This is a genomic window from Rhizobacter fulvus, from assembly GCF_964020785.1.
This window is the reverse complement of sequence record NZ_OZ224516.1, coordinates 3,421,406-3,447,589: the sequence shown is the minus strand read 5'-3', so window position 1 is coordinate 3,447,589 and position 26,184 is coordinate 3,421,406. Positions and strand designations below refer to the sequence as shown.

25 protein-coding genes are annotated in these 26,184 nt (G+C 71.4%); 6 read left to right on the top strand and 19 right to left on the bottom strand.

Translation table 11 applies throughout. From position 1 onward, the window contains the following. Window positions 1–2: 2 nt before the first annotated feature. The gene (locus ACWH49_RS16515) at window positions 3–806 is read right to left on the bottom strand and encodes an HpcH/HpaI aldolase family protein (protein ID WP_448172446.1); all 804 of its coding nucleotides are present in this window, start codon (window positions 804–806) and stop codon (window positions 3–5) included. Between the two features lie 14 nt (window positions 807–820). Continuing rightward, window positions 821–2,554 (bottom strand): L-arabinonate dehydratase, encoded by a 1,734-nt coding sequence (gene araD, locus ACWH49_RS16510; protein ID WP_448172445.1) that lies wholly within the window; start codon window positions 2,552–2,554, stop codon window positions 821–823. A 104-nt stretch (window positions 2,555–2,658) separates the two neighbouring features. Between araD and ACWH49_RS16505 the strand changes: the two genes are divergently transcribed. Together ACWH49_RS16505 and ACWH49_RS16500 are read left to right on the top strand one after the other, a co-directional pair. After that, window positions 2,659–3,726: a LacI family DNA-binding transcriptional regulator gene (locus ACWH49_RS16505; RefSeq protein ID WP_448172444.1), complete on the top strand. Its 1,068-nt coding sequence runs from the start codon at window positions 2,659–2,661 to the stop codon at window positions 3,724–3,726. 2 nt (window positions 3,727–3,728) lie between these two features. Then, window positions 3,729–4,412 (top strand): alpha/beta hydrolase family protein, encoded by a 684-nt coding sequence (locus tag ACWH49_RS16500; protein WP_448172443.1) that lies wholly within the window; start codon window positions 3,729–3,731, stop codon window positions 4,410–4,412. A 10-nt stretch (window positions 4,413–4,422) separates the two neighbouring features. Here ACWH49_RS16500 and ACWH49_RS16495 read toward each other — a convergent pair whose 3' ends face one another. The 14 genes from ACWH49_RS16495 to ACWH49_RS16430 all read right to left on the bottom strand — a co-directional run bounded on the left by ACWH49_RS16495 (window position 4,423) and on the right by ACWH49_RS16430 (window position 19,314). Beyond that, the gene (locus ACWH49_RS16495) at window positions 4,423–6,615 is read right to left on the bottom strand and encodes an ATP-binding protein (protein ID WP_448172442.1); all 2,193 of its coding nucleotides are present in this window, start codon (window positions 6,613–6,615) and stop codon (window positions 4,423–4,425) included. 63 nt (window positions 6,616–6,678) lie between these two features. Then, window positions 6,679–8,232 (bottom strand): cryptochrome/photolyase family protein, encoded by a 1,554-nt coding sequence (locus ACWH49_RS16490; protein ID WP_448172441.1) that lies wholly within the window; start codon window positions 8,230–8,232, stop codon window positions 6,679–6,681. Beyond that, on the bottom strand, window positions 8,225–8,392 hold the full coding sequence (locus ACWH49_RS16485; RefSeq protein WP_448172440.1) for a DUF2256 domain-containing protein: 168 nt from the start codon (window positions 8,390–8,392) through the stop codon (window positions 8,225–8,227). The genes ACWH49_RS16490 and ACWH49_RS16485 overlap by 8 nt, the downstream gene beginning before the upstream one ends. 102 nt (window positions 8,393–8,494) lie before the next feature. After that, window positions 8,495–9,565, bottom strand: a complete 1,071-nt coding sequence (pufC, locus tag ACWH49_RS16480; protein WP_448172439.1) for a photosynthetic reaction center cytochrome PufC — start codon at window positions 9,563–9,565, stop codon at window positions 8,495–8,497. Further along, a complete protein-coding gene (gene pufM / locus ACWH49_RS16475; RefSeq protein WP_448172438.1) occupies window positions 9,562–10,542 on the bottom strand; it encodes a photosynthetic reaction center subunit M in 981 nt (326 codons plus the stop codon). Before pufM ends, pufC begins: the two co-directional genes overlap by 4 nt. A 28-nt stretch (window positions 10,543–10,570) precedes the next feature. Next, window positions 10,571–11,398, bottom strand: a complete 828-nt coding sequence (gene pufL / locus ACWH49_RS16470) for a photosynthetic reaction center subunit L (RefSeq protein ID WP_056461985.1) — start codon at window positions 11,396–11,398, stop codon at window positions 10,571–10,573. Window positions 11,399–11,516: 118 nt separating this feature from the next. Beyond that, window positions 11,517–11,720, bottom strand: a complete 204-nt coding sequence (gene pufA / locus ACWH49_RS16465; protein WP_056461980.1) for a light-harvesting antenna LH1, alpha subunit — start codon at window positions 11,718–11,720, stop codon at window positions 11,517–11,519. 11 nt (window positions 11,721–11,731) lie between these two features. Next, the gene (pufB, locus tag ACWH49_RS16460; protein ID WP_082548658.1) at window positions 11,732–11,962 is read right to left on the bottom strand and encodes a light-harvesting antenna LH1, beta subunit; all 231 of its coding nucleotides are present in this window, start codon (window positions 11,960–11,962) and stop codon (window positions 11,732–11,734) included. Window positions 11,963–12,082: 120 nt separating this feature from the next. Continuing rightward, complete coding sequence (gene bchZ, locus ACWH49_RS16455; RefSeq protein WP_448172437.1) at window positions 12,083–13,564, bottom strand: chlorophyllide a reductase subunit Z; 1,482 nt, start codon at window positions 13,562–13,564, stop codon at window positions 12,083–12,085. Then, entirely contained in the window at window positions 13,564–15,120 is a 1,557-nt protein-coding gene (gene bchY, locus ACWH49_RS16450; protein WP_448172436.1) for a chlorophyllide a reductase subunit Y, read from the bottom strand. Before bchY ends, bchZ begins: the two co-directional genes overlap by 1 nt. A gap of 3 nt (window positions 15,121–15,123) precedes the next feature. After that, window positions 15,124–16,116: a chlorophyllide a reductase iron protein subunit X gene (locus tag ACWH49_RS16445; protein ID WP_448172435.1), complete on the bottom strand. Its 993-nt coding sequence runs from the start codon at window positions 16,114–16,116 to the stop codon at window positions 15,124–15,126. A gap of 85 nt (window positions 16,117–16,201) precedes the next feature. After that, window positions 16,202–17,140 (bottom strand): chlorophyll synthesis pathway protein BchC, encoded by a 939-nt coding sequence (gene bchC / locus ACWH49_RS16440; RefSeq protein WP_056461966.1) that lies wholly within the window; start codon window positions 17,138–17,140, stop codon window positions 16,202–16,204. A 109-nt stretch (window positions 17,141–17,249) separates the two neighbouring features. After that, window positions 17,250–18,428, bottom strand: a complete 1,179-nt coding sequence (locus tag ACWH49_RS16435) for a methyltransferase (RefSeq protein ID WP_448172434.1) — start codon at window positions 18,426–18,428, stop codon at window positions 17,250–17,252. Between the two features lie 13 nt (window positions 18,429–18,441). Beyond that, the gene (locus ACWH49_RS16430) at window positions 18,442–19,314 is read right to left on the bottom strand and encodes a polyprenyl synthetase family protein (RefSeq protein ID WP_448172433.1); all 873 of its coding nucleotides are present in this window, start codon (window positions 19,312–19,314) and stop codon (window positions 18,442–18,444) included. Window positions 19,315–19,450: 136 nt separating this feature from the next. Here ACWH49_RS16430 and crtD point away from each other — a divergent pair, with 136 nt between their 5' ends. Continuing rightward, complete coding sequence (gene crtD / locus ACWH49_RS16425) at window positions 19,451–21,031, top strand: 1-hydroxycarotenoid 3,4-desaturase CrtD (RefSeq protein ID WP_448172432.1); 1,581 nt, start codon at window positions 19,451–19,453, stop codon at window positions 21,029–21,031. A 47-nt stretch (window positions 21,032–21,078) separates the two neighbouring features. Next, window positions 21,079–21,894: a carotenoid 1,2-hydratase gene (locus tag ACWH49_RS16420; RefSeq protein ID WP_448172431.1), complete on the top strand. Its 816-nt coding sequence runs from the start codon at window positions 21,079–21,081 to the stop codon at window positions 21,892–21,894. A gap of 6 nt (window positions 21,895–21,900) precedes the next feature. On the opposite strand, the gene ACWH49_RS16415 is transcribed toward ACWH49_RS16420, so the two are convergent. Genes ACWH49_RS16415 through ACWH49_RS16405 form a run of 3 tightly spaced genes read right to left on the bottom strand, consistent with a single transcriptional unit; the run spans window position 21,901 to window position 24,660 of the window. Then, window positions 21,901–22,047: a hypothetical protein gene (locus ACWH49_RS16415; protein ID WP_448172430.1), complete on the bottom strand. Its 147-nt coding sequence runs from the start codon at window positions 22,045–22,047 to the stop codon at window positions 21,901–21,903. Next, window positions 22,044–23,144 carry a phytoene/squalene synthase family protein gene (locus tag ACWH49_RS16410; RefSeq protein ID WP_448172429.1) on the bottom strand — a complete coding sequence of 367 codons (1,101 nt, stop codon included), beginning with the start codon at window positions 23,142–23,144 and terminating at the stop codon, window positions 22,044–22,046. Before ACWH49_RS16410 ends, ACWH49_RS16415 begins: the two co-directional genes overlap by 4 nt. Beyond that, window positions 23,104–24,660, bottom strand: a complete 1,557-nt coding sequence (locus ACWH49_RS16405) for a phytoene desaturase (protein ID WP_448172428.1) — start codon at window positions 24,658–24,660, stop codon at window positions 23,104–23,106. Before ACWH49_RS16405 ends, ACWH49_RS16410 begins: the two co-directional genes overlap by 41 nt. A 120-nt stretch (window positions 24,661–24,780) precedes the next feature. Between ACWH49_RS16405 and ccmA the strand changes: the two genes are divergently transcribed. Next, window positions 24,781–25,464, top strand: a complete 684-nt coding sequence (gene ccmA / locus ACWH49_RS16400) for a cytochrome c biogenesis heme-transporting ATPase CcmA (RefSeq protein ID WP_448172427.1) — start codon at window positions 24,781–24,783, stop codon at window positions 25,462–25,464. Continuing rightward, a complete protein-coding gene (gene ccmB / locus ACWH49_RS16395) occupies window positions 25,461–26,177 on the top strand; it encodes a heme exporter protein CcmB (protein WP_448172426.1) in 717 nt (238 codons plus the stop codon). Before ccmA ends, ccmB begins: the two co-directional genes overlap by 4 nt. The last annotated feature ends 7 nt before the right edge of the window (window positions 26,178–26,184 follow it).

The window sequence follows — 26,184 nt, the reverse complement described above, 5'->3', positions numbered from 1 at the left end:
GATCAGTACCCCGACGACGATGCGGCGACCGGCGCCGGTGCCCCGCCGCCGCGCTTCAGCGCGCCGACCGCCCCCTGCGCGGCGCGCATCAGGAAGCCCAGGTCCGAGGCGATCGCGACATAGTCGAACCCCGCCGCCCGGTACTGCTGCACCACCTCGACCGTGCCGCCCACCGTGCCGACCGGCTTGCCGACCGCGTGGCAGCGCGTGACTGCCCGCGACATCACGTCCATCACCTCGGGGTGCGTCAGGTTGCCGACATGGCCCATCGCCCCGGACAGGTCGGCCGGGCCGAGGAAGATCGCATCGACCCCTTCGACCACCGCGATGGCCTCCAGCTGGTCCATCGCCGCGGGCGTTTCGAGCTGCACGATCACCGCGATCGAGCGGTTGGCCACGCGGTAGTAGTCGGGCACGGTGCCGAAGCGCGAGCCGCGGCTCATGCCGGCCATGCCGCGCACGCCTTCGGGCGGGTAGCGGGTCGCGGCGACGGCGCGGCGTGCCTCGTCGGCGTTCTGCACGAACGGGAACAGCAGCGTCTTCGCGCCGGCGTCGAGCACGCGCTTGACCATCACGGTGTCGTTCCAGGGCACGCGCAGCACCGGCAGCATCGGCGTGCCGGCCGTGGCCTGCAGCAGGTGCACCACGTCCATCAGGTCGAGCGGCGTGTGCTCCATGTCGAGCACGCCCCAGTCGAAGCCGGCGCAGCCGACCGCCTCGGCCACGATCGGGCTCGCCGACATGACCCAGGTGCCGAGCGGCGCGTGGCCGTTCGCTTGCGCGAGCAGGGTTTGAAAGGCGTTCATCGTGCGCACATCCTTCAGAAGATCGGGGGCTCGGGCGTGGGCGCCGAGCCTTCCAGGAAATCGAAATCGCAGCCCTCGTGCGCCTGCGTCACGTGCTGCGTGTAGAGGCGGGCGTAGCCGCGCGCGTAGGGCTGCGCGGGCGGCTTCCAGTGCGCGTGGCGCGCCATCAGCTCGGCGTCGTCGACGACCAGCGCGAGCAGCCGCGCCGCCACGTCGAGCTCGATGATGTCGCCGGTGCGCACCAGCGCCAGCGGGCCGCCGACCGCCGCCTCGGGAGAGATGTGCAGCACGCAGCTGCCGTAGTGGGTGCCGCTCATGCGCGCGTCGGACAGCCGCACCATGTCGCGCACGCCGCGTTCGAGCAGCTTCTTCGGGATCGGCAGGTTGCCCCATTCGGGCATGCCCGGCGCGCCGACCGGGCCGGCGTTGCGCAGCACCAGCACGCTGTTCTCGTCGACGTCGAGATCGGGGTCGTTCATCGCGGCCTGCATCTCGGGCTGGCTGTCGAACACCAGCGCGCGGCCGCGGTGGCGCAGGAACTTGGCACTCGCCGCCGACGGCTTCATCACCGCGCCGTTCGGCGCGAGGTTGCCGCGCAGCACCGCGAGCGCGCCGCCGGGGCTGACCGGCCGGTCGAGCGGGCGGATCACCTCGGGGTCGCGGACCGTCAGCCCCGCGATGTTCTCGCCGACGCTGCGGCCGGTGACGGTCAGCTCGCCGAGCGACAGCTCGGCGCGGATCACGTTCATCAGCGCGGGCAGGCCGCCGGCGTAATGGAAGTCCTCCATCAGCCGGTCGCCGCTCGGGAACAGGTTGGCGATCACCGGCAGGCGCCGGCCGACCGCGTCGAGGTCGTCGAGCGTCAGCGCCACGCCGGCGCGACGCGCCAGCGCGATGATGTGGACCGCCGCATTGGTCGAGCCACCGAGCGCCATCTGCACCGCCACCGCGTTCATGAACGCGCCGCGGGTCAGGATGCGTTGCGGCGTCAGGTCGTCCCGGATCATGCGGACGATCGCCTCGCCGGTGCCGGTGGCCATGCGCGAGTGCGCCGCGTCCATCGCCGGGATGCTGGTCGAGCCCGGCAGCGCCAGGCCGAGCGCCTCGGTCATGCTGGTCATCGTGCTCGCGGTGCCCATCGTGTTGCAGGTGCCGGGCGAACGGGTCATGCGCGACTCGAGCGCGATCCACTCGGCCTCGTCGACGCGGCCGGCCTGCTTCTCGTCCCAGAACATGCGGGTGTGGGTGCCGGCGCCGACGGTCTGCGAGCGGCCGTCGCGGACGTGGCGGTCGTTCAGCATCGGCCCGGCCGGGCAGAAGATCGTCGGCAGCCCCATGCTGATCGCGCCCATCAGCGTGCCGGGCGTCGTCTTGTCGCAGCCGGCCAGCAGCACCGCACCGTCCACCGGAAGCGACCGCAGCAACTCCTCGACCTCCATCGCGAGGAAGTTGCGGTAGAGCATGGTCGTGGGCTTGACCATCACCTCGCCCAGGCTCATGGCCGGCAGTTCGAACGGGTAGCCGCCGGCCATCAGCACGCCGCGCTTGACGCTCTCGGCGCGCTCGCGCAGGTGGGCGTGGCAGGGCGACAGATCGCTCCAGGTGTTGATGACGGCGACGATCGGCCGGTCGAGCACGTCCTCGCGCCGCAGGCCCATCTGCTGGATGCGCTGGCGGTGCGCGAAGCCGCGCATGCCGGTGTCGGCGAACCAGCGGCGACTGCGCAATTCGGACAACGATTTGGTCATGGCGGCGGGCGTGGAAGAATCAGGTGTCAGCGCTAACGTGTTACCGCTAACATTAAGGCCGGAAACCGATGTCGACCATCAAGAGAAACCCTAGTGCCGCTGCATTGCCAACACCCGCCGACCCCGCACCGGCGCCCGCGCGCCACCGCCGCGGCCACGGCCGCGCGACCCTGCAGGATGTGGCCCAGCAGGCCGGGGTGACCGCGATCACCGTGTCGCGCTACCTGCGCGCACCGGAGGTCGTCGCGGCCGAGACCGGGCAGCGCATCGAGGACGCCCTGCTCGCCACCGGCTACGTGCCCAACAAGCAGGCCGGGCAGCTCGCCAGCGGCCATTCGAAGATGGTCGCGGCCATCATCCCGAGCATCGCGAACTCGATCTTCGCGGAGACCGTGCAGGGCCTGTCGGACGGGTTGCAGGAGGCCGGCTACGAGTTGCTGCTGGCCTCCACCGGCTACTCACGCGAACGCGAACAGGCGCAGGTGCGCGCCGTGCTCGGCTGGTTTCCGAGTGCGCTGGTCGTGACCGGCCGGCACCACAGCGACGCCGCGCTCGCGCTGCTGCGCGCGGCACAGGCCGCGCACACGCCCGTCGTCGAGATCTGGGACCAGCAGCCGCGCGAACTCAGCAACGGCTTTGCGCAGGTCGGTTTCAACCACGCCGAGGTCGGCGCGGCGATGGCCGCACACCTGCTGCAGCAAGGACACCGCCGCCTGGCCTATGTCGACAGCGGCGTCGGCGAGGACTTTCGCGCGCACGAGCGTGGCAAGGGCTTCGTGGCCGCGGCGCAGGCCGCCGGCGCCGAAGTCCGTCACCTGACCGCACAGCCCGGCGACGCGTTCGACGCGGGGCGCCACGCGCTCGCACTGCTGCTGGACGGACACCCGGCCCGGCCCGTCACCGCGATCGCGCTGGCCAACGACAACTTCGCCTGCGGCGCGCTGCTCGAAGCGCAGCAGCGCGGGCTCGACATCCCGGCGCAGATCGCCATCATGGGCTTCGGCGATTTCGAGATCGGCCGCCAGTTGCGCCCGTCATTGACGACGATCCGCCCGCCGCGCTACGAGATCGGCCGCCGGGCCGCCGTGCTGCTGCTGGCGGCGCTGCAGGACGGCGCGCCGCTGACGCCGCAGTCGCTGCCCTGGCAACTGATCCCGAGAGCGAGCACCTGACCATGACGACCTCAGCCACTCCCCTGCGCGTGCCGCTCGACGACGGCCAGTCGGTCTCTGCGCTGCTGCAAGGGCCGCCGTCCGCAGCGGCCTGCTACGTGCTCGCGCATGGCGCCGGCGCCGGGATGACCCACCCGTTCATGGCGGCCGTCGCCGACGGCCTGGCCGCGCGCGGGATCGCGACGCTGCGCTACCAGTTTCCGTATGTCGAGAACGGCTCGCGGCGGCCCGACACGCCGACGCTGGCCCATGCGACCGTGCGCGCGGCCTGCCGCCTCGCGCGCGCGCAGACCGGGCTGCCGCTGATCGCGGGCGGCAAGTCCTTCGGCGGCCGGATGACCTCGCAGGCCCAGGCGATCGAGCCGCTTGCCGACGTGGCCGGCCTCGCGTTCCTCGGCTTCCCGCTGCATGCGCCGGACAAGCCGTCGATCGAGCGCGCCAGGCACCTGGCCGAGGTCCGCGTGCCGATGCTCTTCGTCCAGGGCACGCGGGACAAGCTCGCCGAGCTGTCGCTCATCACCGGCGTCGTCGGCGGCCTCGGCGCGGGCGCGACGCTGCGGCTCATCGACCACGCCGACCACGGTTTCGAGGTGCTCGTGCGCTCGGGCCGGAAACCCGCCGAGGTGATGACCGAGGTGCTGGACGCGCTCGCGGGCTGGATGCGCGAGACGGTGCGCGCGGGCTGATCCGGGGCGGTCAGCGCGGTGCGGCCTCGATCGCGCGCAGCATCGCCAGCATCAGCGCATCGATGTCGTAGGGCTTGCGCAGCAGCTCCAGGTCGCTCGGCACCTCGCGCACGGTGTAGCCGGTCGCCACGACGACCGGCAGCGACGGCCGATGCGCGCGCGCCCAGCGCGCCAGATCCAGCCCGGAGCTGCCGCCCGGCATCACGATGTCGGTGAACAGCACGTCGAAGCGTTCCCGCTCTTCGTGCAGCAGCTGCCGGGCGGCGTCCGACGACGTGCACAGCCGCACCGCGTGGCCCAGGCGTTCGAGCGCCGGCACCACCACGGCGGAAACCAGAACGTCGTCCTCGACCATCAGGATCTGCAGCGGCAGCACGCGCGGCGCCGGCGCGTTGGCGGGGGTCGAGGCCGGCGCCTTCGCGTCGGCCGCCGCCACCGGCAGCCACAGGCTCACCGTGGTGCCGCGACCGGGCACGCTGTCGATCGAGGCATGGCCCTCGCTCTGCCGCACGAACGCCGCCACCTGCGCCAGCCCGAGCCCGCTGCCGGCGCCGATCGGCTTGGTGGTGAAGTACGGCTCGAACGCCTTCGCCTTCGTCAGCTCGTCCATGCCCGAGCCGTTGTCGGCAACGCTCAGGCAGACCTGGTCGGTCGCATCGAGCGCATTGGCCGCGGCCGCGTGCAGCGTCGCACCGATGGCGATCCGCCCGCCGTTCGGCATGGCGTCGCGCGCGTTGAACACCAGGTTCAGCACCGCGAGTTCAAGCTGCGCCGGATCGACATACACCGGCGGGAGGTCGGTGGGCACGTCGACGCTGAGCACGATCTTCTCCCCGACCGCCTTGTCCGTCAGCTCCTGGCTGCCATCGAGCAGCCGCGCGAGCTGCACCGGCTCGCGCTTGAGCGGGCGCTCGCGGCCGAAGCTCAACATCTGGCGCACCAGGTCGGCCGCGCGCCGCGTGGCCTGCTTGGCCGACTGCATCACCCGCGCGTTGCGGCCTTCCTTCGCATCGCGTTCGAGCACCTGCAGCGCGACGCTGATCGTCTGCAGCAGGTTGTTGAACTCGTGCGCGAGCCCGCCGGTGAGCCGGCCGATGGCTTCGCGCTTCTGCCCCTCGAGCAGCTTGGCCTGCGCCGATTCGGCATCGACGACCGCCTGCCGCACCCGTGTCTCGAGGAGCTGCTTGGCCTCGTGCGAGCGCCGGCCGGCGGCGTGCAGCGCGCGGCTGACCTCGCGCACCTCCAGGACCGGAAACGCGCGCTCGGGCGGGACCGAATCGTCGCCCAGCCGGAGCGCGTCGTCGCGCAACGCGATCACCGGCGCGCCGACACGCCGCGCGAGGTACAGCACGGCCGCCAGGCCGATCGCCAGGATCGCCGCGCCGGCCGCGAGCACCTGCATCGTCAGGCGCTGCGCGGCCGCGGCCAGCGCGTTCTTCGGCAGCGCCAGCACGACGGTCCAGCCGTACTTGTTGGCCGGCGTGAGGAACGTCAGCGAGGGCACGCCGTCGAGCGTGACGGACTCGCCGAAGCCGACCTCCTTCGCCCGCACGCGGCGCTGGATTTCCGGCCCCGCCTTGGCGCCGACCCATTTCTGCGGGTCGCGGCTGCGGGCCATGATCACGAAGTCCTGGTTCACGACGGCGGACAAGCTGCCTTGCGCCGCGTTCTGGCTGTCGAGAATGCCCTGGATCGCGGCCAACTCGAACACGACGCCCACGTTGCGCACGACAGGCAACGACTGCGCTTCCGGCACGAAGGCGCCGAGCACGGGCCGACCGGTCGCCGCGCCCCGGGATGCAAACAGGATGGCCGACCCCTCGCGCAGCAGCGGCAGCCCGGGCGGTCGCTCGCGCGTCGCCTGGGCATCGAACGGCAACACCGTGTTGACCAGCTGCGTGCGCTCGTCCACCAGCACCGCCCAGGCGCCGGACCCCTTCAGCGCCGCGCTCGCCTCGCGGTGGAAACGATGCAGGTCCTGTTCGGCCAGCGAGGAGGACGCGCTCAACGCGCGCGCCATGAACACCCGCTTGTCCAGCTCGCGCTCGACGCTCGAGGCGATGCTCTCGCCCAGTTGCTCGACGGCGTGACGCGCGTCCGCCACCTCGCGCAGGTAGGTGATCCGCGCCAGCAACGAAAAGCCCGCCAGTGCGGGCAGCCAGACGGCCATGACCAACAGGACCAGGAGGGTTCGAATGCTCAAGGCGCGACGCGATGCTCGGTGGGCGTGGACGGTGAGCGGATCATACGAGCCACCGAAGTCGCGTCAGGCGCCGACGGCCCCGATCTCGCCGCGGCGGATCGACGCCGCGCGCTCGCGCACCGCCGCCCGCTCCGCGTCGGTCAGGCGCGCGACGTTCTTCACCTGCAGCGCCATCCGCGGGTTGTCGGCCAGCAGCGCTTCATGGCGCATCAGGAAGTCCCAGTACAGCGTCGTGAACGGGCACGCGCGCTCGCCGCGGCGCTGCGCCGGGTCGTAGCGGCACCCGGCACAGTGCGGGCTCATGCGCTGGATGTACTTGCCGGTCGCCACATAGGGCTTGCTGCCCATCAGGCCGCCGTCCGCGTACTGGCTCATCCCCAGCGTGTTCGGCAGCTCCACCCACTCGACCGCGTCGACATACACCGCGAGGTACCACGCGTGCACCTGCTTCGGCTGGACACCGAGCATCAACGCATACAGGCCGGTGACCATCAGGCGCTGGATGTGGTTGGCATAGCCGTGCGTCAGCGTCTGCGCGAGCGCATCGCGCACGCAGGCCATGTCGGTCGCGCCGGTCCAGTACCACGCCGGCAGGTCCTGCTGCGCATCGAGCGCGTTGCGCTCGACATAGTCCGGCATGCGGGTCCAGTAGAGGCCGCGCACGTACTCGCGCCAGCCGAGGATCTGGCGGACGAAGCCCTCGACGCTCGCCAGCGGCGCGTGGCCGTCGCGGTACGCGGCCTCGGCCGCGGCGACGACCTCGTGCGGGTCGAGCAGCTTCAGGTTCAGCGCCGCCGACAGCTGCGCGTGGTACAGCCAGGGGTCGCCGGGCCAGATCGCGTCCTGGTAGCGGCCGAACAAGGGCAGGCGCTCGCGGATGAACGCCTGGAGCGCAAGCCGGGCTTGCGCGCGCGTCACCGGCCAGCCGAAGCTGTCGAGCCGGCCGGGGTGCGATGCGAACCGCCGCTCGACCATGCCAAGCACCTCGCGGGTGACCTCGTCCGGTGTGAAGGTGGCACGCGGCGGCACCCCGTCCGGCCCGTTCTTGCCGAAGGACTCGCGGTTCTCGGCGTCGCAGTTCCAGCGGCCGCCGGCCGGCGCGCCGTCGTCCATCAGCACGCCGTGGCGGGCGCGCTGCTCGCGGTAGAAGAACTCCATGCGCAAGGTCTTCCGACCGCGCGCGTGCACGGCGAACTCGCGCACCGTGGTGAAGAAGTGGCGATCCTCGCGGATGTCCAGCGGCAGGTCGTTGGCCGCCGCCACGGCCTTGATCGCCTGCAGCACACGCCAGTCCCCCGGCGCGGTCATCACGAGACGCGTCGGGCGCAGCCGGCGGATGTCCGCCTGCAGCTGCGCGGACAGGCTGCCCGCGTTGCCGGGTGCCTCGAGGCGCTTGTAGTGCAGCGGCCGGCCCGCCGCCTGCAGCGCGAGCGCAAAGTGGCGCATCGCGGCCAGGAACATCGCGATCCGCGGTTTGCCGGACCAGACATGCGTGGACTCGTCCCCGACCTCGGCCATCCAGACCGCGTCGGTCCGCGCATCGAAGCCATCGAACCCCGACGCCGCGAGATCGAGCTGGTCGCCCAGCACGACGACCAGCGTGCGCAGCTCAGCCACGCGGCGCCGGCTTGCGCCGGCAAGCCTCGGAACAGAACTTGACCTCGGCCCAGTTCTTCGCCCAGCGCTTGCGCCAGGTCATCGGCAAGCCGCACGCCGCGCACGGCTTGCTCGGCAATGCCGCCTTGTTGCCGCGGAATCCGACCGGGTGCTGGCTCATGGCGACGATCGTACGGTCAGCGGCGCCGGGCCTGCCGGCGCGCCGCCGATTGGCCCCACGCGTGGCCCGCCGTCACCGAGCGGACGACTCGCCGCGCGTCCGTCAGCGGGCCGGCGCGCTGGCGCCCGCCTCCGCCGCGGAGGCCGCCGCCGCGGGCGCGGCCAGCGCGACCCGCACGCCGGCGAGTTCCGGATGTGTCTTCAGCATGCTCGCGCCGTACATCGGCTTGAACGCGCCCTGGTGGCAGGTGGCGCAGTTCAGTTTCGGCACGTCGCCGGTCGGCCCGAGCCGGTTCGCCGGGAACACGCCGGCGAGCGGATCGAGGTAGGTGGTGTTCAGGTCGCGCGCCATGCGGATGCCGTACCACGCGGTCGCGCGCTGCGGCGTGCTCGTGTCCCACTCGGCGAACGAGCGCGAGTTGTGGCAGTAGGTGCAGTTCACGCCGAGCGACTTCGACATGTGCATCATCAGGCCGTAGGTGTACTCGGCCTGCTTGGTCGACTGGCGGTTGCCCGACGCGAGCGCCGTCTGCCCGATCACGCGGATCTCGTTGCCCTGGTCCAGGAACGGCGTGAACGGGTCGTTGGGCAGCGACGCGACGCCCACCGACGGCGCCGGCGCGTTCTGACCCGCCCGGTTGCCCAGCATCGTGGCCGCATGGGTGTCGACCGGAGGCGCGAACCACAGGTTCGACGGCACCGGCTGGCCGCGATGGCAGGTGTAGCAGGTGACGCCGGTCTCGGCGACGTGGGTCTTCCAGTCGGTGTTGATGTGGCGCGTCATCTCGAGCATGCGACGCGCGACGACCTTGGTGTAGAGCGCATCGCTGGAGAAGTCCTCGCCGGCCTTGTGGCAGTAGGTGCAGCCCTGGTCGGGCGCGACCCAGGCCGTCATCGACACCATCAGCCGCGTGAACTCGCCGACGCCCAGGTCGCCGACGACCTTGACGTTCTTGAACACGGTGGAGGCCGCCGGTCCGCCCGGCGGCACCATCGGCGAATCGGCCGGCAGCGCGTTGGCCGGCGCCGCCGCGGCGATCAGGCGCGGGTTGTAGACCTGGTCCATGCCGGTGCCGCGGTAGCCGCGCTGCACGGAGTCGATCGGCGGGCGCTCGCAGGCGGCCAGCAATGTCGCCGCGACGAGCACGGCGAACCCTCGGAAGAGACGCATCATGGCTTGACTCCCTGCAGCGTGGCCGGGTCGATCACCGGCGCGAACACGGCCGGGTAGATCGGCGCGACGTGGTGCTTGACGGCCCAGAGGTACCAGTTGTCGACAACCGTGCCGGTGAGCAGGATGCCGATGCCGCCGACCAGCGGGCACAGCACCGCGAACCACCAGCCCCAGCGGTGGATGGATTCCATCGTCGCGTTGAAGCCCATGGTCCAGCGCCAGAACAGCGCGGCGCGTTCGCTGGCGGTGCCGCGGTCGACGATCTGCTCGATCTCGCGCTCGCCGCCGAAGCGGCTGACCGCGAGGATGGTCGCGCCGTGCATCGCGAACAGCAGCGTCGCGCCGTACAGGAACGCGATCGACAGCATGTGGAACGGGTTGTAGAACAGGTTGCCGTAGCGGATCGAGAACGCCGCCGTCCAGTCCAGGTGCGGGAAGATGCCGAACGGCACCGCCTCGCCCCACGAGCCCATCAGGATCGGGCGGATGAAGCCCAGCACCAGCATCAGCCAGATCGCCGCCGCGAAGGCCCAGGGGATGTGCGTGCCCATGCCGAGCGCGCGCGCCCGGCGGTACATGCGTGCCCACCACAGCAGCACCGAGCTGGTCATGAAGAAGCCGGCCATCAGCCACCAGCCGCCCTGGTTGAGCGGCGGGAACAGCTTCAGGCCCATGCTCGGCGGCGGCGGCTCCAGGCCGAGCCACGGGAGCTGGCGCACGAACTGGATCGGGTTCCAGTTCACCGAGGCCAGCATGTTCAGCCCGATGATCTCGATGCAGATGAACATGCACAGCGCCGAGGCCAGGCCGAGCCAGCCGAGGTAGATCGGCCCGACCTGCGCGTCGCCGAGCTTGCCGAGCCAGTGCACGTGGACTGGCGGGCCCTCGCGTTCCCTGTTGCCCTGCGCGAGCGGGATGCCGGCGTACGCAGGCGCATAGGCCTGCACGCGGGTGAAGATGTTCTGGTACTCAGCCATCAGGGTCTCCTCGGGCTGTTGTATTCGGTCAATTCGCCCAGATGGGAAGGTTCAGCCACCAGCTCCACCACTCGGGCCAGCCGCGGGTCCAGAACGGGCCGCTGATGACGATGCACACGGCGCTCCAGAAGCCGGCCGACAGGGCCAGGAACAGCCCGAGCCGGTGGATGCCCAGCGTGCCGATCGAGTAGCCGATCGTGTCGCGGAAGAAGGTGTTCTCGTGCTCCGCGGTCTTGACGGTCTCGCCTTTCGCGGGGTTCGTGGCCGACAGGATCAGCCCGCCGTGCAGCGACAGCGCGAAGGTGGTCGCGAAGAAGAAGCTCACGCCCAGCATGTGCGCCGGGTTGTAGTGGAAGTGCAGGTACTGGTAGCCGGTGTTCGAGACCCAGTCCAGGTGGCTCATGATCCCGTACGGGAAGCCGTGGCCCCAGGCGCCCAGCAGCACCGGCCGGATCACCGTGAGCGTCACGTAGGCGAGGATCGCGATCGAGAACGCGAACGGCACGTGGTAGCCGATGCCGAGCTTGCGGCAGATCTCCACCTCGCGCAGCGCCCACGACACGAACGAGCCGATCGCGCAGACCGTGATGAGTTGCCACAGGCCGCCCTCCATCAGCGGCGCCATGCGCAGGCCGTACTTGAGGTCGGGTGGCGCGATCGAGATCTGCCACAGGTTCCAGGTGTGTCCCTGCGACGCACCCCAGACGATCAGCAGCGTTCCGACGGTCGCGAAGAACAGCGTCGTCACCCCGAAGAAGCCGACATAGAACGGGCCGACCCAGAAGTCGAACAGGTCGCCCCCGGTCAAGGTGCCGCCGCGGACTCGGTACTTGCGCTCGAAACTCAGCATCGCCATGGTCTTGTCCCCGATCGATGCGCGGCCGTTGCCGGCGCGCGCATCTTCAGACTCGTTATCGCAGCCGGGTGCGGTGCGTCACGCCGCGCCCTGCCTGCTCCGACGTAAACCGCCGTCGCTACTTGCTCGCCGGCGCCGCGGCGGGTGCCGGCATCGGTGACATCTGCGCCGCGACGGCCGTGGCCTTGCGCGGGCCCTCGAGCCAGTTGAAGCGGTCGGTGCTCAGCAGGATGAAGTGAATCACCAGTGCCAGCACGAACAGGAACGTGAACAGGGCGATCAACGTCCTGCGCGGATCGAAAAGCATCCAGATGCGCCACATGTTGTGTCCTCCTAGCCGGTGAAGCCGACCGCGATGTACGCCATCGCGACTTCCTTGGCGTCGTGCACGATCGACGCATAGCCGCTCGCACCCGGCAGCCACGGCCGCCATTGCCACGCCAGGAAGTGCGCGACGACCGCGATCAGCGTGAAGATGATGAAGCTCGTCATGAAGATTCCGTGGAACTCCTTGGCTTCCTGTTCCGTGAGTCCGGACAGGGAGCCTTGCCTGCTGTCAGCCATGCTCTTTCTCCTTCTGGGCCGGTACGACCCTGTTCGGCCTTTCGGCCAACACCGCGAAAATGCCCCCGCGGCGGGGTTTGACGCAGCGGGTGCCGCGGCAATTCGATGAGGGCGCGCGACTCACGCGGGCTCCCCCTGTCTGAGGGCGTCGCGCGACTTCGCGACGCGCGCGGCCGTCACGCGCTCTTCGCCATCGCGCTTCGCGTCGCGCTCGGCGCGATCGCGCAGCCGCTTCGCGGCCGAGATCTGCACCAGCACCGGTTCGGACTCGACGAACTCGCCGAGCAGCGCCTGCGCGTCGTCGTCCCAAGGGCGCGCCGGCTCGTCGCCGAGGCGCGCCGGCGTCGGATCGACCTTGTCGAGGTCGGTGCCGAGCGGCAGGATGTGGAACAGCGCGTCGAACAGCGCGTTGCAGAACTCCTGGATCAGGTAGGTCGCACCCGCGTAGCCCATGAACGGCGTGCCGGTCGCGCGCCGGATGATCGGCAGCGGGAACGACGCCGGGATGAAGCTCGTCTTCATCATCCCGCCCCCGCCGATCTCGGCCAGGTACATGCGCTCGTTGTAGCTGCCGTACATCACCAGCGGCGTCTTGTCCCTGGTGAGCCGGCGCACCGCGTCGTTGTCGGTCTTCGCGCCAGGCTTGCGCGCGACCGCGAACTGGCACGGCAGGCCCATCTCGTCCTCGAGGAAGTGGCGGATGCCGCGGGTATAGGTCTCGTTGGCGACGACCGCGAAACTGGCGGTGCCGAAGAAGTCCTGCGTCACCGATCGCCACAGGTCCCAGATCGGCTTGATCGTGCTGTGCTTCTCGCGCTCGATAAAGGGCTCGGGGTCGAGCCCCAGCAGCTCGCCCAGCGACCGCAGGAACTTGGTCGTGCTGTGCAGGCCGATCGGCGCCTGCAGGTACGGCCGCTCGAGCGCCTCGCACAGCATGCGGCCGAATTCTCGGTACATGCAGATGTTGACGTCGGCCTCGACCAGGCGCGACACGTCGGCCAGGTGGCTGCCGAGCGGGAACACCATGTTGATCTCGGCGCCGATGCCCTGCACCAGGCGGCGGATCTCGGCCAGGTCGCTCGGCGAATTGAAGGTGCCGTAGCTCGGGCCGATGATGTTGACGCGCGGCTTCTCGCCGGCAGGCCGTTCGGCGAAGGGCTTGCGTGCCGGGACCTTTTTCAGCCCGTACTCCGACCAGAGCCAGAACATCGCGCGGTTCGCGCACTGCCACTGGTCCTCGTCGATCGTGCGCGGCAGGAAGCGCTGCAGGTTCGTGCCCTCGGGCGTGACGCCGCCGCCGATCATCTCGGCGATCGAGCCGGTCACGACCACCGACGGCAGGTCCGGATCGAGCGCGGCGTGCGCGCGGCGCATCGATCCTTCGGTGCCTTCGCGGCCGAGCTGTTCCTCGGCCAGGCCGGTGACGACGATCGGCAGCTCGTGCGGCGGCAGCGCGTCGGTGTAGTGCAGCACCGAGGTCACCGGCAGGTTCTCGCACCCGACCGGTCCGTCGATCACGACCTGCAGGCCCTTGATCGCAGTGAACACATAGACCGCGCCCCAGTAGCCGCCGGCCCGGTCATGGTCGAGGATCAACGCCATCAGACCATCTCCTCGGCTTTGCGCTTCTTCGCGGCCTTCAGCGCCAGGCGGCGCTGCTCCGCCTTGAACTCGGGGCGGTCCTGGGGCACGCCCTGCGATGCCTCCCAGACGCCCGAGGCATGGGCACTGCCGGCACCCCCGAAGAACTCCTTCATCTGCTCGAAGCGCGCCTTGTTGCCGATCGCCGCGTTGATCACGGTCGCCAGCGACCCGGCGCCGGCCGGGCCCATCAGCGGGCGGGCCGAGATCAGGTTGGTGAAGTACAGCGCCGGAATCGTCAGCTCCTTGGCGGCCTGCACGATCGGCGTGGTGCCGATCGCGAGATCGGGCTGCCACTCGTGCATCGCCGCGAGGTCCTGTTCCAGCGAGGCGCGGAACTGAACGTGCACGCCCTTCGCTTCGAGCCACTGCCGGTCGGCGTCGCTCCACGCGGTGCGCGGGCAGGCGGTGCCGACATAGCGCAGGTCCGCGCCGCTCTCGACCAACAACCGCCCGACGAGCAGCTCCGACCCTTCGTACCCGCTCAGCGTGATACGGCCCTTGATCGGCAACGCCGCGAGCGCGCCCTTGATCGCCGGCAGCATCCGGTTCTTGACCGCATCGATCTTGTCCTGCGCGACGTTGACCGACTGGCCGATGGCCTGCAGCCAGGCCTCGGTGCCGTCGTGCCCCACGGGCGCCGAGCCGACGATCGGCCGCCCTGCCGCCTCGAACTCGCGGATGCTTGCGGTGTAGAACGGATGGATCGCCGCGACCGCCGAACAGTCGAGCGCCGCATAGAGCTCGCGCCATTCGCGCGTCGGCACCACCGGGCCCGCGGCCAGGCCCATCGGCTCCAGCATCATCCCGATGATCACCGGGTCGGCCGGGAACATCTCGCCCAGCAGCGCGATCGTCGGCTTGCTGGAGCGGCCTGCGCGCGGTGCCTGTACCGGTCCGGCCAGCACCTCGGCGCGCGCGTACTTCAGCATCGCGCCGGCGAGCACGTCCTTGGCCTCGGCGTGGGTCGGCACGCCGAAGCCCGGCACGTCGATGCCGATGATGCGCACGCCGTTGATCTCCTTCGGCAGGATCTGCAGCGGCACGCCGCTGGCGGTCGGCACGCACAGGTTGATGACGACGATTGCATCCAGCCTGGCCGGATCGGCCTGCTGGTGCACCGCCTCGCGGATGTCCTCGAACAGCTTGCCGGTCACCAGCGATTCGCTGTTGAACGGCACGTAGCCGACGCTGCGCTTCGCGCCGTAGAAGTGGGACGTGAACGTCAGGCCGTAGACGCAGCAGGCCGAGCCCGACAGGATCGTCTGCGTGCGCCGCATGCGCAGGCCGACGCGCAGCGCGCCGAACGCCGGGCACATGCTCTGAGGCTGGTCGTGCGGACCCGCCTTCGGGTCCTTGGGATAGTCGGCCGCGTAGCGATCGAGCACCTCGGACTTGCCCGCCGATTTCGCGGCGGCCAGCATCGCCTCGCCGCCCGAGTGGCAGCCCATGCCATCCCCTTCGATGGCGGTCGTCACTTTCAGCGGGACGATGGGGATCGTGGTCGCGGTGCCCACGGCTCAGACCTCGTCGTAGACCACTTCGAGGGTCTGCTTCGTGACCTCGGTCTTGCCGCACATGTCGAACTGCGTCGCGGGTTCGAGCACCACGTCGCGGCCGACCGACGCGGCCGAGAACAGCCCGAGCAGCGCGTCCTGCGTCATCGGCTTCGGCCGGATCGGCACCGAGGTGCCGACGTTCTCGGCCAGCTCGGCGAACATCGGGCCCCACGGCGAACCGGGCCGGCCGATGATCTCGTAGCTGGCGCTCTTGCGGCGGATGTCGTCGTTGGCCGGGATCACAGACAGCACCGGGATGCCGACCTGCTCGGCGAAGGCCGTGGCCTCGCCGGTGCCGTCGTCTCGGTTGATCACCATGCCGGCCACGCCGACGTTGCCGCCGAGCTTGCGGAAGTACTCGACCGCGCTGCAGACGTTGTTGGCGACGTAGAGCGACTGCAGGTCGTTGCTCGCGACGACGATGACCTTCTGGCACATGTCGCGCGCGATCGGCAGGCCGAAGCCGCCGCAGACCACGTCGCCGAGGAAGTCCAGCAGCACGTAGTCGAAGCCCCACTCGTGGAAGCCGAGCTTCTCGAGCAGCTCGAAGCCGTGGATGATCCCGCGCCCGCCGCAGCCGCGACCCACTTCCGGGCCGCCGAGCTCCATCGCATAGACGCCGTCGCGCTTGAAGCAGACATCGCCGATCGCGACCGCCTCGCCGGCGAGCTTCTTCTTCGACGAGGTCTCGATGATGGTCGGGCAGGCGCGTCCGCCGAACAGCAGGCTGGTGGTGTCGCTCTTCGGGTCGCAGCCGATCAGCAGCACCTTCTTGCCCTGCTGCGCCATCATGTAGCTGAGGTTGGCGAGCGTGAAGCTCTTGCCGATGCCGCCCTTGCCGTAGATCGCGATGATCTGCGTCTCCTTCGTCGGCTTGGCGGTGGACACCGGCGACGGCTCGACCGCGGCCTCGGCGCGCAGGTCGCGCATCATGATCGTGGTGGCGGTGCTCATGAGCAGGCCCTCCAGTCGAGATCGGCGAGGTGGACGAGCTGGGCGAAACCGTCGCAGGCGCGAACGAGGTGGTCGATCAACGTGCTCATGAGCAGTCTCTCCAGGCTAGGGTCATCTTCAGGCAGGCGGGATCGCCGAAGGCGGTGCGGTAGGCGGCATCGGCGCTGAGCGCGTCGTGCCGGTGGGTGATCAGGCCGGCCAGCGACAGTGCGCCGGACTCCGCCATGTCGCGCACCGCGACGAGGTCGGCCGGCTGCCACTGCGCGGCGACGCGGATGCGCGCCTCGCGCATGAAGGCCGGCGCGAACACGAACGACAGCGGTTTCTCGTAGAAGCCGGCGAGCACGACCTCGCCACCCGGCGCGAGGCGGGCGATCAGCGTGTCGAGCAACGCCGCGTCGCCGCTCACGTCGCAGATCGAGCGGTAGTCGCGGCGCGGGTCCGTCGACGGGTCGACGACCCGGTAGCCGAGGGCCCCGTCGCGCCGCGCGGCGTTCGTCTCCCAGACCACCGGCGCGGCGCCCGCCGCGACCGCGAGGCGGGCGATCAGGCGGCCGAGCACGCCGTGGCCGATGATCAGGTCGGGTTGCCGTTCGAGCGCACCGCCGGCAACGTGATGCGCGGTGGCGGCCAGGGCCAACAGGACGCCCTGCTCGCCGAGTCGCTCTGAAATCCGCACCGTGCGCGCACCCGGCAGCACGACGCGCGAGGCCGCGCCGCCGAACAGCCCGCGCACGTCACCGAAGCACTTGGCACCGGGCACGAACACGCAATCACCGACCGCCGCGCCGGAGCGCGCGCCGGCCTGCCGCACGCGGCCGACCGATTCGTAGCCCGGCACCAGCGGGTAGCCCATGCCGGGGAACGACGGCATGCGGCCGGTCCACAGCAGGCGTTCGGTGCCGGTGCTGATGCCGCTCCATTCGATGTCGACGACCACGTCCTCGTCCGTCGCGGCGCTCAGGTCGAGCCGACTCAGGGTCAGCACTTCCGGCTGCTGCAGCACGACGGCCAGCGCGTTCATGCGGCGCGCCTCGCGGACCGCGGGTTCGGGGGAGTGTCAGGTCGCGTTGTCATGTCGAGTGTCATCCTATGCTTACTGTCTGGAGTGTCAATCTTGATTTACATCAAAATCACACAGGGTTTTCACTGCCTCGACGGCGGGCGACCAGCAGGCGCGTCTGCAGCGGCATGCGCGTGGGCTGCTCGTGCACCGACTCGAAGCCTGCCGCGACGAGCATTGCGCGCAGCTCGGCGACGCGGCGCGGGCGGCCGCGGCCCATCGCCAGCAGGTAGAAGCCGAAGTACGCGTCGCCCATCGCCTCGGCGCCCCGCGTGCCGGCCATCGGCTCGGCCAGCAGCAGCGTGCCGCCCGCCGGCAGCGCGTCGTGCACCGCGCGCAGCACGGCCAGCGCGTCGGCGTCGTCGTGGTCGTGGATCACGCGCACCAGCGCGGCGATGTCGGCGCCGCGCGGCAGGGCATCGGTCAGGAAGCTGCCGCCGACAGTGCGGGCCCGGTTGCCCAGCGACGCGGCAGCGAAGCGCGCCCGCGCACGCTCGGTGACGGCGGGCAGGTCGAACAGCAGCAGGCCGAGCGACGGGTAGCGCTGGCCGACCGTCGCGAGGAAGCGGCCATCCCCGCCCCCGACATCGAGCAGGCAGCGGTGTCGATGCAACGGATACGCATCGAGGATCTCGTCGGCGACCAGCGGCTGCGACGCCGCCATCAGCGCGGAGTAGGCCGCGATGCGTTCGGCAGCGGCCGGATCGGGCGCGGGCGCATCGTCGTACGCCCAGTAGCGCGCCAGCGCGTTGGCGCGCCGCTCCTGCGGCGTCGATCGCAACAGCGCCACCGGGTCCGCGAGGTCCGCATACAGCGCCGCGTGGTGTTGCACCATGGCCGTGACGGCGGCGTTGCCGACCATCGGCGCGCCGAGTTCGCCCAGGCCGTAGCGCTGCCCACTGCGGTGCTCGAGCAGGCGCAGCGCCACCGCCGCGTCGAGCAGGCGGCGCGCTGCCTCCCCGGACAGGCCCAGGCGCGGCGCGAGCTGCGCCAACGCTTGCGGCCCTTCCGCCAGGATCTCGAAGATGCGCAGCTGCACGCAGGCGAGCAGCACCTGCGAATAGACGAAGCCCGAGACCAGGTCGAACAGCTCGCGTGCATGCCGGCGGGCCACCGGCCGCGTCAACGCGAACGAGGCGGCGCGGCGCTGGAACAGCGGACTCGCGAGCAGGCGGTCGCGCCAGGCCAGCCCGCGGTCGAGCCAGCCGCTCCACCGGGACATCGCGAGTGCACCGGGGACGCTGCTCATGCCCGGGACCGGTCTAGACCGTGACCCGCACCAGGTCTTCCGACATCGTCTGCGGCACCAGCCGCTCGGCCTCCAGCCGCACCAGCTGGCGCAGTTGCTCCGCACCGCGGCACTCCGGCACCGCGGCGATCGCGAAGCCGACGAGTCGGTCGAAGTGCGCGATGGCGCCGTCCAGGCCGAGTTCGCTCGCGGTGCTCGGGCGCAGCAGCGCCACGTCGCGGCCGATCGGCTTGCCCATCACGCGCGGGTCGCCGACCACGTCGCGGATGTCGTCGGCCGCCTGGTAGGCCTCGCCCAGCCACTCGCCGAGCGCGCGCCACGGCGCGGCTTCCGCGCCCGCAGCCTGCGCGCCGGCCATCGTGGCGGCGGCAAACAGCGCGCCGGTCTTGGCGCGCTGGTAGTCGGCCAGCGACACGCGCGGCTCGCATTCCCAGGCCTGGCCGGCGACGATGCCGCACGGCATGCCGACGCCGCGCGAGATCGTCGCGAGCAGCGGCGCGAGCCGCTGTGGCGATTGGCCGGCGTGGACCGCGAGCGTCTGGAACGCCAGCACGATCAGCGCGTCGCCGGCGAGCACCGCCAGGCTCTCGCCGAACGCATAGTGCACCGACGCGCGACCGCGGCGGGTCGGCGAATCGTCGAAGCACGGCAGGTCGTCGTGGACCAGCGAGGCGCAGTGGAGCAGTTCGATCGCCGAGGCCGCCGCTTCCGACAGCGCGGGGTCGTCGTCGCCGCAGGCCTGTGCGACCGCGAGGCACAGCTGGGGCCGAATGCGCGCGCCGCCGGGAAAGACCGCATGGCGGATCGCGCCGGCGAGTTTGGGCGGGCACTCGGCCGACTCGCCGGATGCAATGGCGGTGGCCAGGGCCTGTTCGATGCGCGTCATGGGCTTCATGAGATTCCGCCGTTGCCGGCGTGGCAGCTGAGGGAGGGTGTAACGGGCTCGCGTCGTCGTCGAGTGTCACGTAGCATAGACACATGCTTTTGACGCGTCAACCTGACACTCGACGGAGCTCCGGCCCATGAGCACGGCCCGCGTCGTCGTGATCGGCGCCGGCATCGGCGGCCTGGTCACGGCGCTCGAGCTGGCCTCGAACGGCGTCGACGTGACGGTGCTCGAACGCGCCGGCGGCCCGGGGGGCAAGCTGCGCGAGGTGGCGCCCGGCGGCGTGGCGATGGACGCCGGCCCCACCGTCTTCACGATGCGCTGGGTGTTCGACGAGCTGTTCGACGCGCTCGGGCTGCGGTTGGCCGACCACCTGACGCTGCAGCCGGTGTCGGTGCTGGCGCGGCACGCGTGGCGCGGCGATCAGCGCCTGGACCTGTTCGCCGACATCGCGCGCTCGGCCGATGCGATCGGCCGCTTCGCCGGCGCCGCGGAGAGCCGCGGCTACCTCGCCTTCTGCGAACGCGCGCGCGGCATCTATCGGGCGCTGGAGATGCCGTTCCTGCGCGGCACGCGGCCGACCCCGCTGTCGCTCGTGCGCCGGGCCGGCTGGCGCGGCCTGCCGGAGCTGCTGCGGATCTCGCCGTTCGCGACGCTGGCCTCGGAGCTCGGCCGCCACTTCACCGACCCGCGGCTGCGCCAGCTGTTCGGCCGCTACGCGACCTATTGCGGCTCCTCCCCGTTTCTCGCGCCGGCCACGCTGATGCTGGTCGCGCATGTCGAGCAGGACGGCGTGTGGCTGGTGGACGGCGGCATGCACCGCATCGCGCAGACGCTGGCCGCACTCGCGCGCCAGCGCGGCGCGACGCTGCGCTTCGACGCCCCGGTCGACGAGATCCTGGTGCGTGGCGACGCGGCCTGCGGCGTCCGTCTGGCCGACGGCGAGACACTCGCCGCCGACGCCGTCGTGTTCAACGGCGACGTCGCCGCGCTGACGAGCGGGCTGCTCGGTGGCGCCGTGTTCGACGCCTGCGCGCCGGCCGCGCCGACGCGTCGCTCGCTGTCGGCGCTGACCCTGAACCTGCTGGCCCCGACCGACGGCTTCCCGCTGTCGCGTCACACGGTGTTCTTCGCGGACGATCCGGCGCGCGAATTCGACGATATCTTCCGCGACCGCCTGCTGCCCGCCTCGCCGACCGTCTACGTCTGCGCGCAGGACCGCGGCGGCGACGAGATCGGCGCAACACCCGCCTCCGGCACCGCCGAGCGCCTGCTGCTGATCGTCAATGCGCCGCCGGTCGGCGACCTGCGGCCGTTCACCCAAGAGGAGTTGGCACGATGCGAAGCACAGACCTTCCGGACGCTGTCGCGCTGCGGCCTGCAGGTGACGCGTCACCCCGAGCACACGGTGCGGACGACGCCGCAGGACTTCGAGCGCCTGTTCCCGGCGACCGGGGGAGCGCTGTACGGCCAGGCCTCGCACGGGTGGGCGGCGTCGTTTCGCCGGCCGGGCGCACGCAGCAGGCTGCCGGGCCTGTTCCTCGCGGGCGGCTCGGTGCATCCGGGGCCCGGCGTGCCGATGGCGGCGCTCTCGGGCCGGCAGGCGGCGGCCAGCGTCATCGCGCAACTCACGGCGACGGGGCCGCAGCGCTCGCGCCGGCCTTCGACCTCCACGTCGGCGCCAACGGCTACGCCTGGTGGTACCTCGACGCCCTGAGCGACGACGGCGAGCACGGCCTGACGATCATCGCGTTCATCGGCAGCGTGTTTTCCCCGTACTACGCGCAGGCGCGGCGCGGCGGCCGCGGCGCCGACCCGCTGAACCACTGCGCCGTCAACGTCGCGCTGTACGGGCGGGGCGGCAGCCGCTGGGCGATGACCGAGCGCGGGCGCGGCCGGGTCTCGCGCGACGCCACGCACCTGCAGATCGGCCCGAGCGGGCTGCGCTGGTCGGGCGACGCGCTGCACATCGTGCTCGACGAGCTCGCGGTGCCGTGGCCATCGCGCATTCGCGGCTCGGTCACCGTGCAGGTGCCGCGGCGCTTCGACCACCCGGTCGCGCTGGCGCCCGGTCACCGCTGGTGCCCGATCGCGCCGGCCGCACGCGTCGAGGTCGCGCTCGGCGACACCTGCTGGTCCGGCCCCGGTTACCTCGACGCGAACCATGGCGACGCACCGCTGGAAAGCGCGTTCGAGCGCTGGGACTGGTCGCGCGCCCATCTGGCGGGCGGCGACAGCGTCGTGCTTTACGACGTCGCGCGCATCGGCCTGACGCCGTTGAGGCTCGGGCTGCGCTTCGACATGCGCGCCGGCGAGGTGTGTGCGATCGACCCGCCGCCCGCCGCGACACTGCCACCCACGCTGTGGCGAATCGCGCGCGGCGGGCGCACCGATGCCGGCAGCACGACGTGCGTCGTGCGGACGCTCACCGACGCCCCGTTCTACGCCCGCTCGTTGCTCGACGCGCGATGGCTCGGCGAGCGCGTGACGGCGATGCACGAGAGCCTGTCCCTGCCGCGCTTCGCGAGCCCGTGGGTGCAGGCAATGTTGCCGTTCAGGATGCCGCGCCGCGCGGGTTGAAGGGCGTCACCGGTCCGGAGCCGGTGGCTCGGGCGGCGGCGGCTTGCGCGCGGCCCGGTCGCGCTTGAGTCGCCACAGTTCCCAGACCGCCAGGCCGAGCACCACGCCGAGGACCAGCGTCATCTCGGCCGCGATGATCATCGCGGAGCTCATGTCGCGAGATCGGCCCCGCCGGACCGGCCCGACGCGCGCAGCCGGTCGCGCTGCTCGAGGCGCGCGAACAGCTCGAACGTCCACGCCACGCGCTCGACCAAGCTGCGGTTCGCAGGCATCGGCTCGGCCCGCGGCGATGCCGCGACCGCCGCGTCGACGAGGAAGCGGTTGGCCGGCAGCGGCGGCAGCGCCGCAGCCGCGGCGGACGGAGCCAGTTGCAGCGCCGCGCGCAACAGCAACCAGCTCTTGCGCGCGGCCGAGACGCGCGCGCGCCCGCTCACCGAATCGAGCCCGCGCCGCGCGACCTCGCGGCCGATCTCGGCGTACATGAAGCGCGCGGCGTTGATCCCGGGGCGGCACGCCAGGGGCAGCCGCGCGACGCCGCCATCGACGCGCGCATAAAGCGCCTCGGCCGCGTCGAGCACGCGGCGCACCACGCCGGCCAGTGCCGGGGTGAACACCGGCGCCGCGAGCCACGCATCGGGGTCGAGGCCGGCATCGAGCATCCAGGCGCGCGGCAGGTACAGGCGACCCAGGCGCGCGTCCTCGCCGACGTCGCGCGCGATGTTCGACAGCTGCATCGCGACGCCCAGATCGCAGGCCCGCGCCAGCCCCTCGGCCGAGCGCACGCCCATCAGCAGCGCCATCATCGCGCCGACCGTGCCGGCCACGCGGGCGGCGTACTCGTGCAGCGCGTCGAGCGTGTCGTAGCGGCGCCCCTGCAGATCCCACTCGAAGCCTTCGAGCAGCGCATCGAACAGCGCGGCGGGGATGTGGTGGCGGGCGACCACGAGCGCGAGCGCCCGGTCCGCCGGATCGTCCTGCGGCGTGCCCGCATAGGCCAGGCGCAGGCGTTCGCGCAGGCGCACGACCGCGTCGCCGCGCTCGTCGCCGGCATCGACCGCGTCGTCGGCGAGGCGGCAGAACGCATACAGCGCCGAGGCCGGCTCGTGCACGCCGCGCGGCAGCAGGAACGACGCGGCGAGGAAGGTCTTCGAGCCGTTGCGCAGCGCTGCGCGGCACGCCGCGAGGTCGGCGCGCGCGGCGGCGGCCAGCTCAGGCGGGCGCGACCCGAACACCGTCGCGAGTGGGGTCACGGGAAGCGGCGAGCTGGTCTGCATGGGGTACCACCGAGTCGAGTACGCGGGCCGAGGAAAGCACGCCGGGCAGCCCGGCACCGGGGTGCGTGCCGGCGCCGACGAGGTACAGGCGATCCAGTTCCTCGCTGCGGTTGTGCGGGCGGAACCAGGCGCTTTGCGTCAGCACCGGTTCGAGCGAGAAGGCCGCGCCGCGGAACGACGACAGCCGGTCCTGGAAATCCTGCGGCGTGAGCAGCCGCGAGGTCACGATCTCGTCGGCCAGGCCCGGCAGTAGCGTGGCCTGCAGGCGCTGCTGGATCGCCAGGCGGTACGGCTCGGCATGCGCGGCCCAGTCGGTGCCGCTCTGCAGGTGCGGCACCGGCGACAGCACGTAGAACGCATCGCAGCCCGCCGGCGCAAGCGACGGATCGGTGGCTGTCGGGCGATGCAGGTAGAGGCTGAAATCGTCGGCCAGCAGCTTGCGATCGAAGATGTCGGTCAGCAGCTCGCGGTAGCGCGGGCCGAGCGCGATCGTGTGGTGTGCCACGTCGGGGTACTGGCGCTTGGTGCCGAAATACCAGACGAACAGGCTCATCGAATAGCGCGCCTTCTCGATCCGAGCATCGGTCCAGCGGTGGCGGTGTTCGGCCGGCACGAGGTGGCGGTAGGTCCAGGCCGAATCGGCGTTCGAGACGACCACGTCGGCGGCGACCGTCTCGCCGTTGTCCAGCCGCACCCCGCTCGCCGCCCCGTTCGCGACCGTGATCTGCGCGACGCCGCAGTTGCAGCGCACGGACCCGCCCTGCCCTTCGATCAGGCTCACCAGTCCCTTGACGAGGCTGCCGGTGCCGCCCATCGGGAAGTGCACGCCCCAGCGGCGCTCCAGGAACGCGATCAGGCAATACACCGACGTCGTCGAGAACGGGTTGCCACCGACCAGCAGCGACTGGAAGGTCAGCACGACGCGCAGCCGCGCGTCCTTCACGTGCTTGCAGGCCAGCGTCCAGACGGTGCGGTAGCCCTCCAGCTTGAGCAGCGCCGGCAGCACGCGCGCCATGTCGGTCCAGGAGTCGAACGGCTGGTCGCCGAGCTCCTCGAAGCCGACCTTGAAGATCGCCTCGCTCGCCTTCAGGAAGCGCTCGTAGCCGGCCACGTCGCCCGGCGCGAAGCGCGCCACCTCGGCCCGCATCGCGGCCGCGTCGCCGCTGTAGTCGAAGCTCTCGCCGTCGTCGAAGCGGATGCGGTAGAACGGCGCGACCGGCCGCAGGTCGATGTCGTCGGCCATGCGCCGGCCGCAGAGCGCCCACAGCTCCTCGAACATGAACGGCGCGGTGATGACGGTGGGGCCGGCGTCGAAGGTGAAGCCGTCCTGCCGGTGCACATAGGCCCGGCCGCCGGGCGCGTCGAGCTTCTCGAGCACCGTGACGCGGTAGCCCCGCGCACCGAGCCGCACGGCGGCCGCCAGCCCGCCGAAGCCGCTGCCGATCACGATCGCGTGCGGCCGGTCCTTCAGGAGCGGGCCGGCAGAGTCCACGGCGGCTGCGGGTGTAAACATATTGCCATCGTAAGAGTGTCAGCGTAAATTGACAACATCGGATGACCACAGGCAATCCCGGATGCCCTCGACCCCCTGCCCGTCGAACGGAGCGCTGGCGTGAACGCAGCGCTCGAATTGCGCGACCTGCGCTGCGTGCGCGGCCAGCGCGTGCTGTTCAGCGGCCTGTCGGCCAGCGTTCGGGCGGGCCAGATGCTGCGCGTGCAGGGCGATAACGGCGCCGGCAAGACCAGCCTGCTGCGCATGGTCTGCGGCCTGGCCTCGCCCGATCACGGCGAGGTGCTGTGGCAGGGCCGCCCCATCGCGCGGCTGCGCGAGGAGTTCAACCTTCAGCTGGTCTACCTGGGCCACGCCCCGGCGTTGAAGGACGACCTGTCCGCGCTGGAGAACCTGCTCGCCAGCGGCGGGCTCGCCGGACTCGCCTGTTCGGAGCAGGCCGCGGCCGGCGCGCTGGCGCAGGCCGGCCTGCGCACGCAGGTGCGGCTGCCGGCGCGGGTGCTCTCGCAAGGGCAGCGCAAGCGTGTCGGCCTGGCGCGGCTGGCGCTCAGCACGGCCGCGGCGCTGTGGGTGCTCGATGAGCCCTTCAGCGCGCTCGACGAGGTCGCGTGCGCCTGGCTGCAGGGCCTGATCGGCGCGCAGCTCGGCCGCGGCGGCGTCGTCGTGATGACGAGCCATCAAGGCCGCAGCTGGGACGCCGCCCAGCCGCAGGTCGCCCTCACGCTGCCGCCGCCCAGATCGAATGCCGACGCGCAGATCGGCCGCATGATGGGCATGGGCCGATGAGTGCCATCGTGCTGACGCTGCCCGCGCCGGCCCGCCCGCCCGGGCTGCTCCGCGGCATGCGCTGCGTGTTCGTGCGCGACCTGCGCGGCGTGCTGCGCCGGCGCACCGATGCGGTCGCGGCACTGGTCTTCTTCGCGATCGTCGTCAGCCTGTTCCCGCTCGGCGTCGGGGCCGATCCGGCGCTGCTGCGCACGATGGCACCCGGCGTGGTCTGGGTCGCCGCGCTGCTCGCGTCGATGCTGTCGCTGGCGCGCCTGTTCGCCGACGACCACCAGGACGGCACGCTGGAGCAGCTGCTGCTGTCGTCCACCCCGCTGCCACTGCTCGTGCTCTCGAAGATGGCGGCGCACTGGCTCACTTCCGGGCTGCTGCTGGCGCTGGCCTCGCCGCTGCTCGCGTTGCAGTTCGATCTCTCGGGTGGCGCGATCGCCGTGCTCGCGGGCTCGCTGCTGATCGGCACGCCACTGCTGAGCCTGATCGGCGGCATCGGCGCGGCGCTGGTGGTCGGGGTGCGCGGCGCCGGCGTGCTGCTCTCGCTGCTGGTGCTGCCGCTGGTGATGCCGGTGCTGATCTTCGGTGCCGGCGCGGTCGGCGCCAGCGAGGCCGGCCTGGGCAGCGGCGCACACCTGTCGCTGCTCGGCGCGATGCTCGCGCTCGCGCTGGTGCTGGCGCCGCTGGCCGCCGCCGCGGCGCTGCGGATCTCGATCGACTGACCACGGC

Bases quoted from the DNA above. Each gene is read 5' to 3' on its own strand.
- pufB (WP_082548658.1), bottom strand. From the start codon at position 11,962: ATGGCTGACAGCAGGCAAGGCTCCCTGTCCGGACTCACGGAACAGGAA.
- pufC (WP_448172439.1), bottom strand. From the start codon at position 9,565: ATGATGCGTCTCTTCCGAGGGTTCGCCGTGCTCGTCGCGGCGACATTG.
- ACWH49_RS16415 (WP_448172430.1), bottom strand. From the start codon at position 22,047: ATGAGCTCCGCGATGATCATCGCGGCCGAGATGACGCTGGTCCTCGGC.
- ACWH49_RS16500 (WP_448172443.1), top strand. From the start codon at position 3,729: ATGACGACCTCAGCCACTCCCCTGCGCGTGCCGCTCGACGACGGCCAG.
- pufA (WP_056461980.1), bottom strand. From the start codon at position 11,720: ATGTGGCGCATCTGGATGCTTTTCGATCCGCGCAGGACGTTGATCGCC.
- ACWH49_RS16485 (WP_448172440.1), bottom strand. From the start codon at position 8,392: ATGAGCCAGCACCCGGTCGGATTCCGCGGCAACAAGGCGGCATTGCCG.
- pufL (WP_056461985.1), bottom strand. From the start codon at position 11,398: ATGGCGATGCTGAGTTTCGAGCGCAAGTACCGAGTCCGCGGCGGCACC.
- bchC (WP_056461966.1), bottom strand. From the start codon at position 17,140: ATGAACGCGCTGGCCGTCGTGCTGCAGCAGCCGGAAGTGCTGACCCTG.
- araD (WP_448172445.1), bottom strand. From the start codon at position 2,554: ATGACCAAATCGTTGTCCGAATTGCGCAGTCGCCGCTGGTTCGCCGAC.
- crtD (WP_448172432.1), top strand. From the start codon at position 19,451: ATGAGCACGGCCCGCGTCGTCGTGATCGGCGCCGGCATCGGCGGCCTG.
- bchZ (WP_448172437.1), bottom strand. From the start codon at position 13,564: ATGGCGTTGATCCTCGACCATGACCGGGCCGGCGGCTACTGGGGCGCG.
- ACWH49_RS16435 (WP_448172434.1), bottom strand. From the start codon at position 18,428: ATGAGCAGCGTCCCCGGTGCACTCGCGATGTCCCGGTGGAGCGGCTGG.
- ACWH49_RS16445 (WP_448172435.1), bottom strand. From the start codon at position 16,116: ATGAGCACCGCCACCACGATCATGATGCGCGACCTGCGCGCCGAGGCC.
- ACWH49_RS16430 (WP_448172433.1), bottom strand. From the start codon at position 19,314: ATGACGCGCATCGAACAGGCCCTGGCCACCGCCATTGCATCCGGCGAG.
- pufM (WP_448172438.1), bottom strand. From the start codon at position 10,542: ATGGCTGAGTACCAGAACATCTTCACCCGCGTGCAGGCCTATGCGCCT.
- ACWH49_RS16515 (WP_448172446.1), bottom strand. From the start codon at position 806: ATGAACGCCTTTCAAACCCTGCTCGCGCAAGCGAACGGCCACGCGCCG.
- ccmB (WP_448172426.1), top strand. From the start codon at position 25,461: ATGAGTGCCATCGTGCTGACGCTGCCCGCGCCGGCCCGCCCGCCCGGG.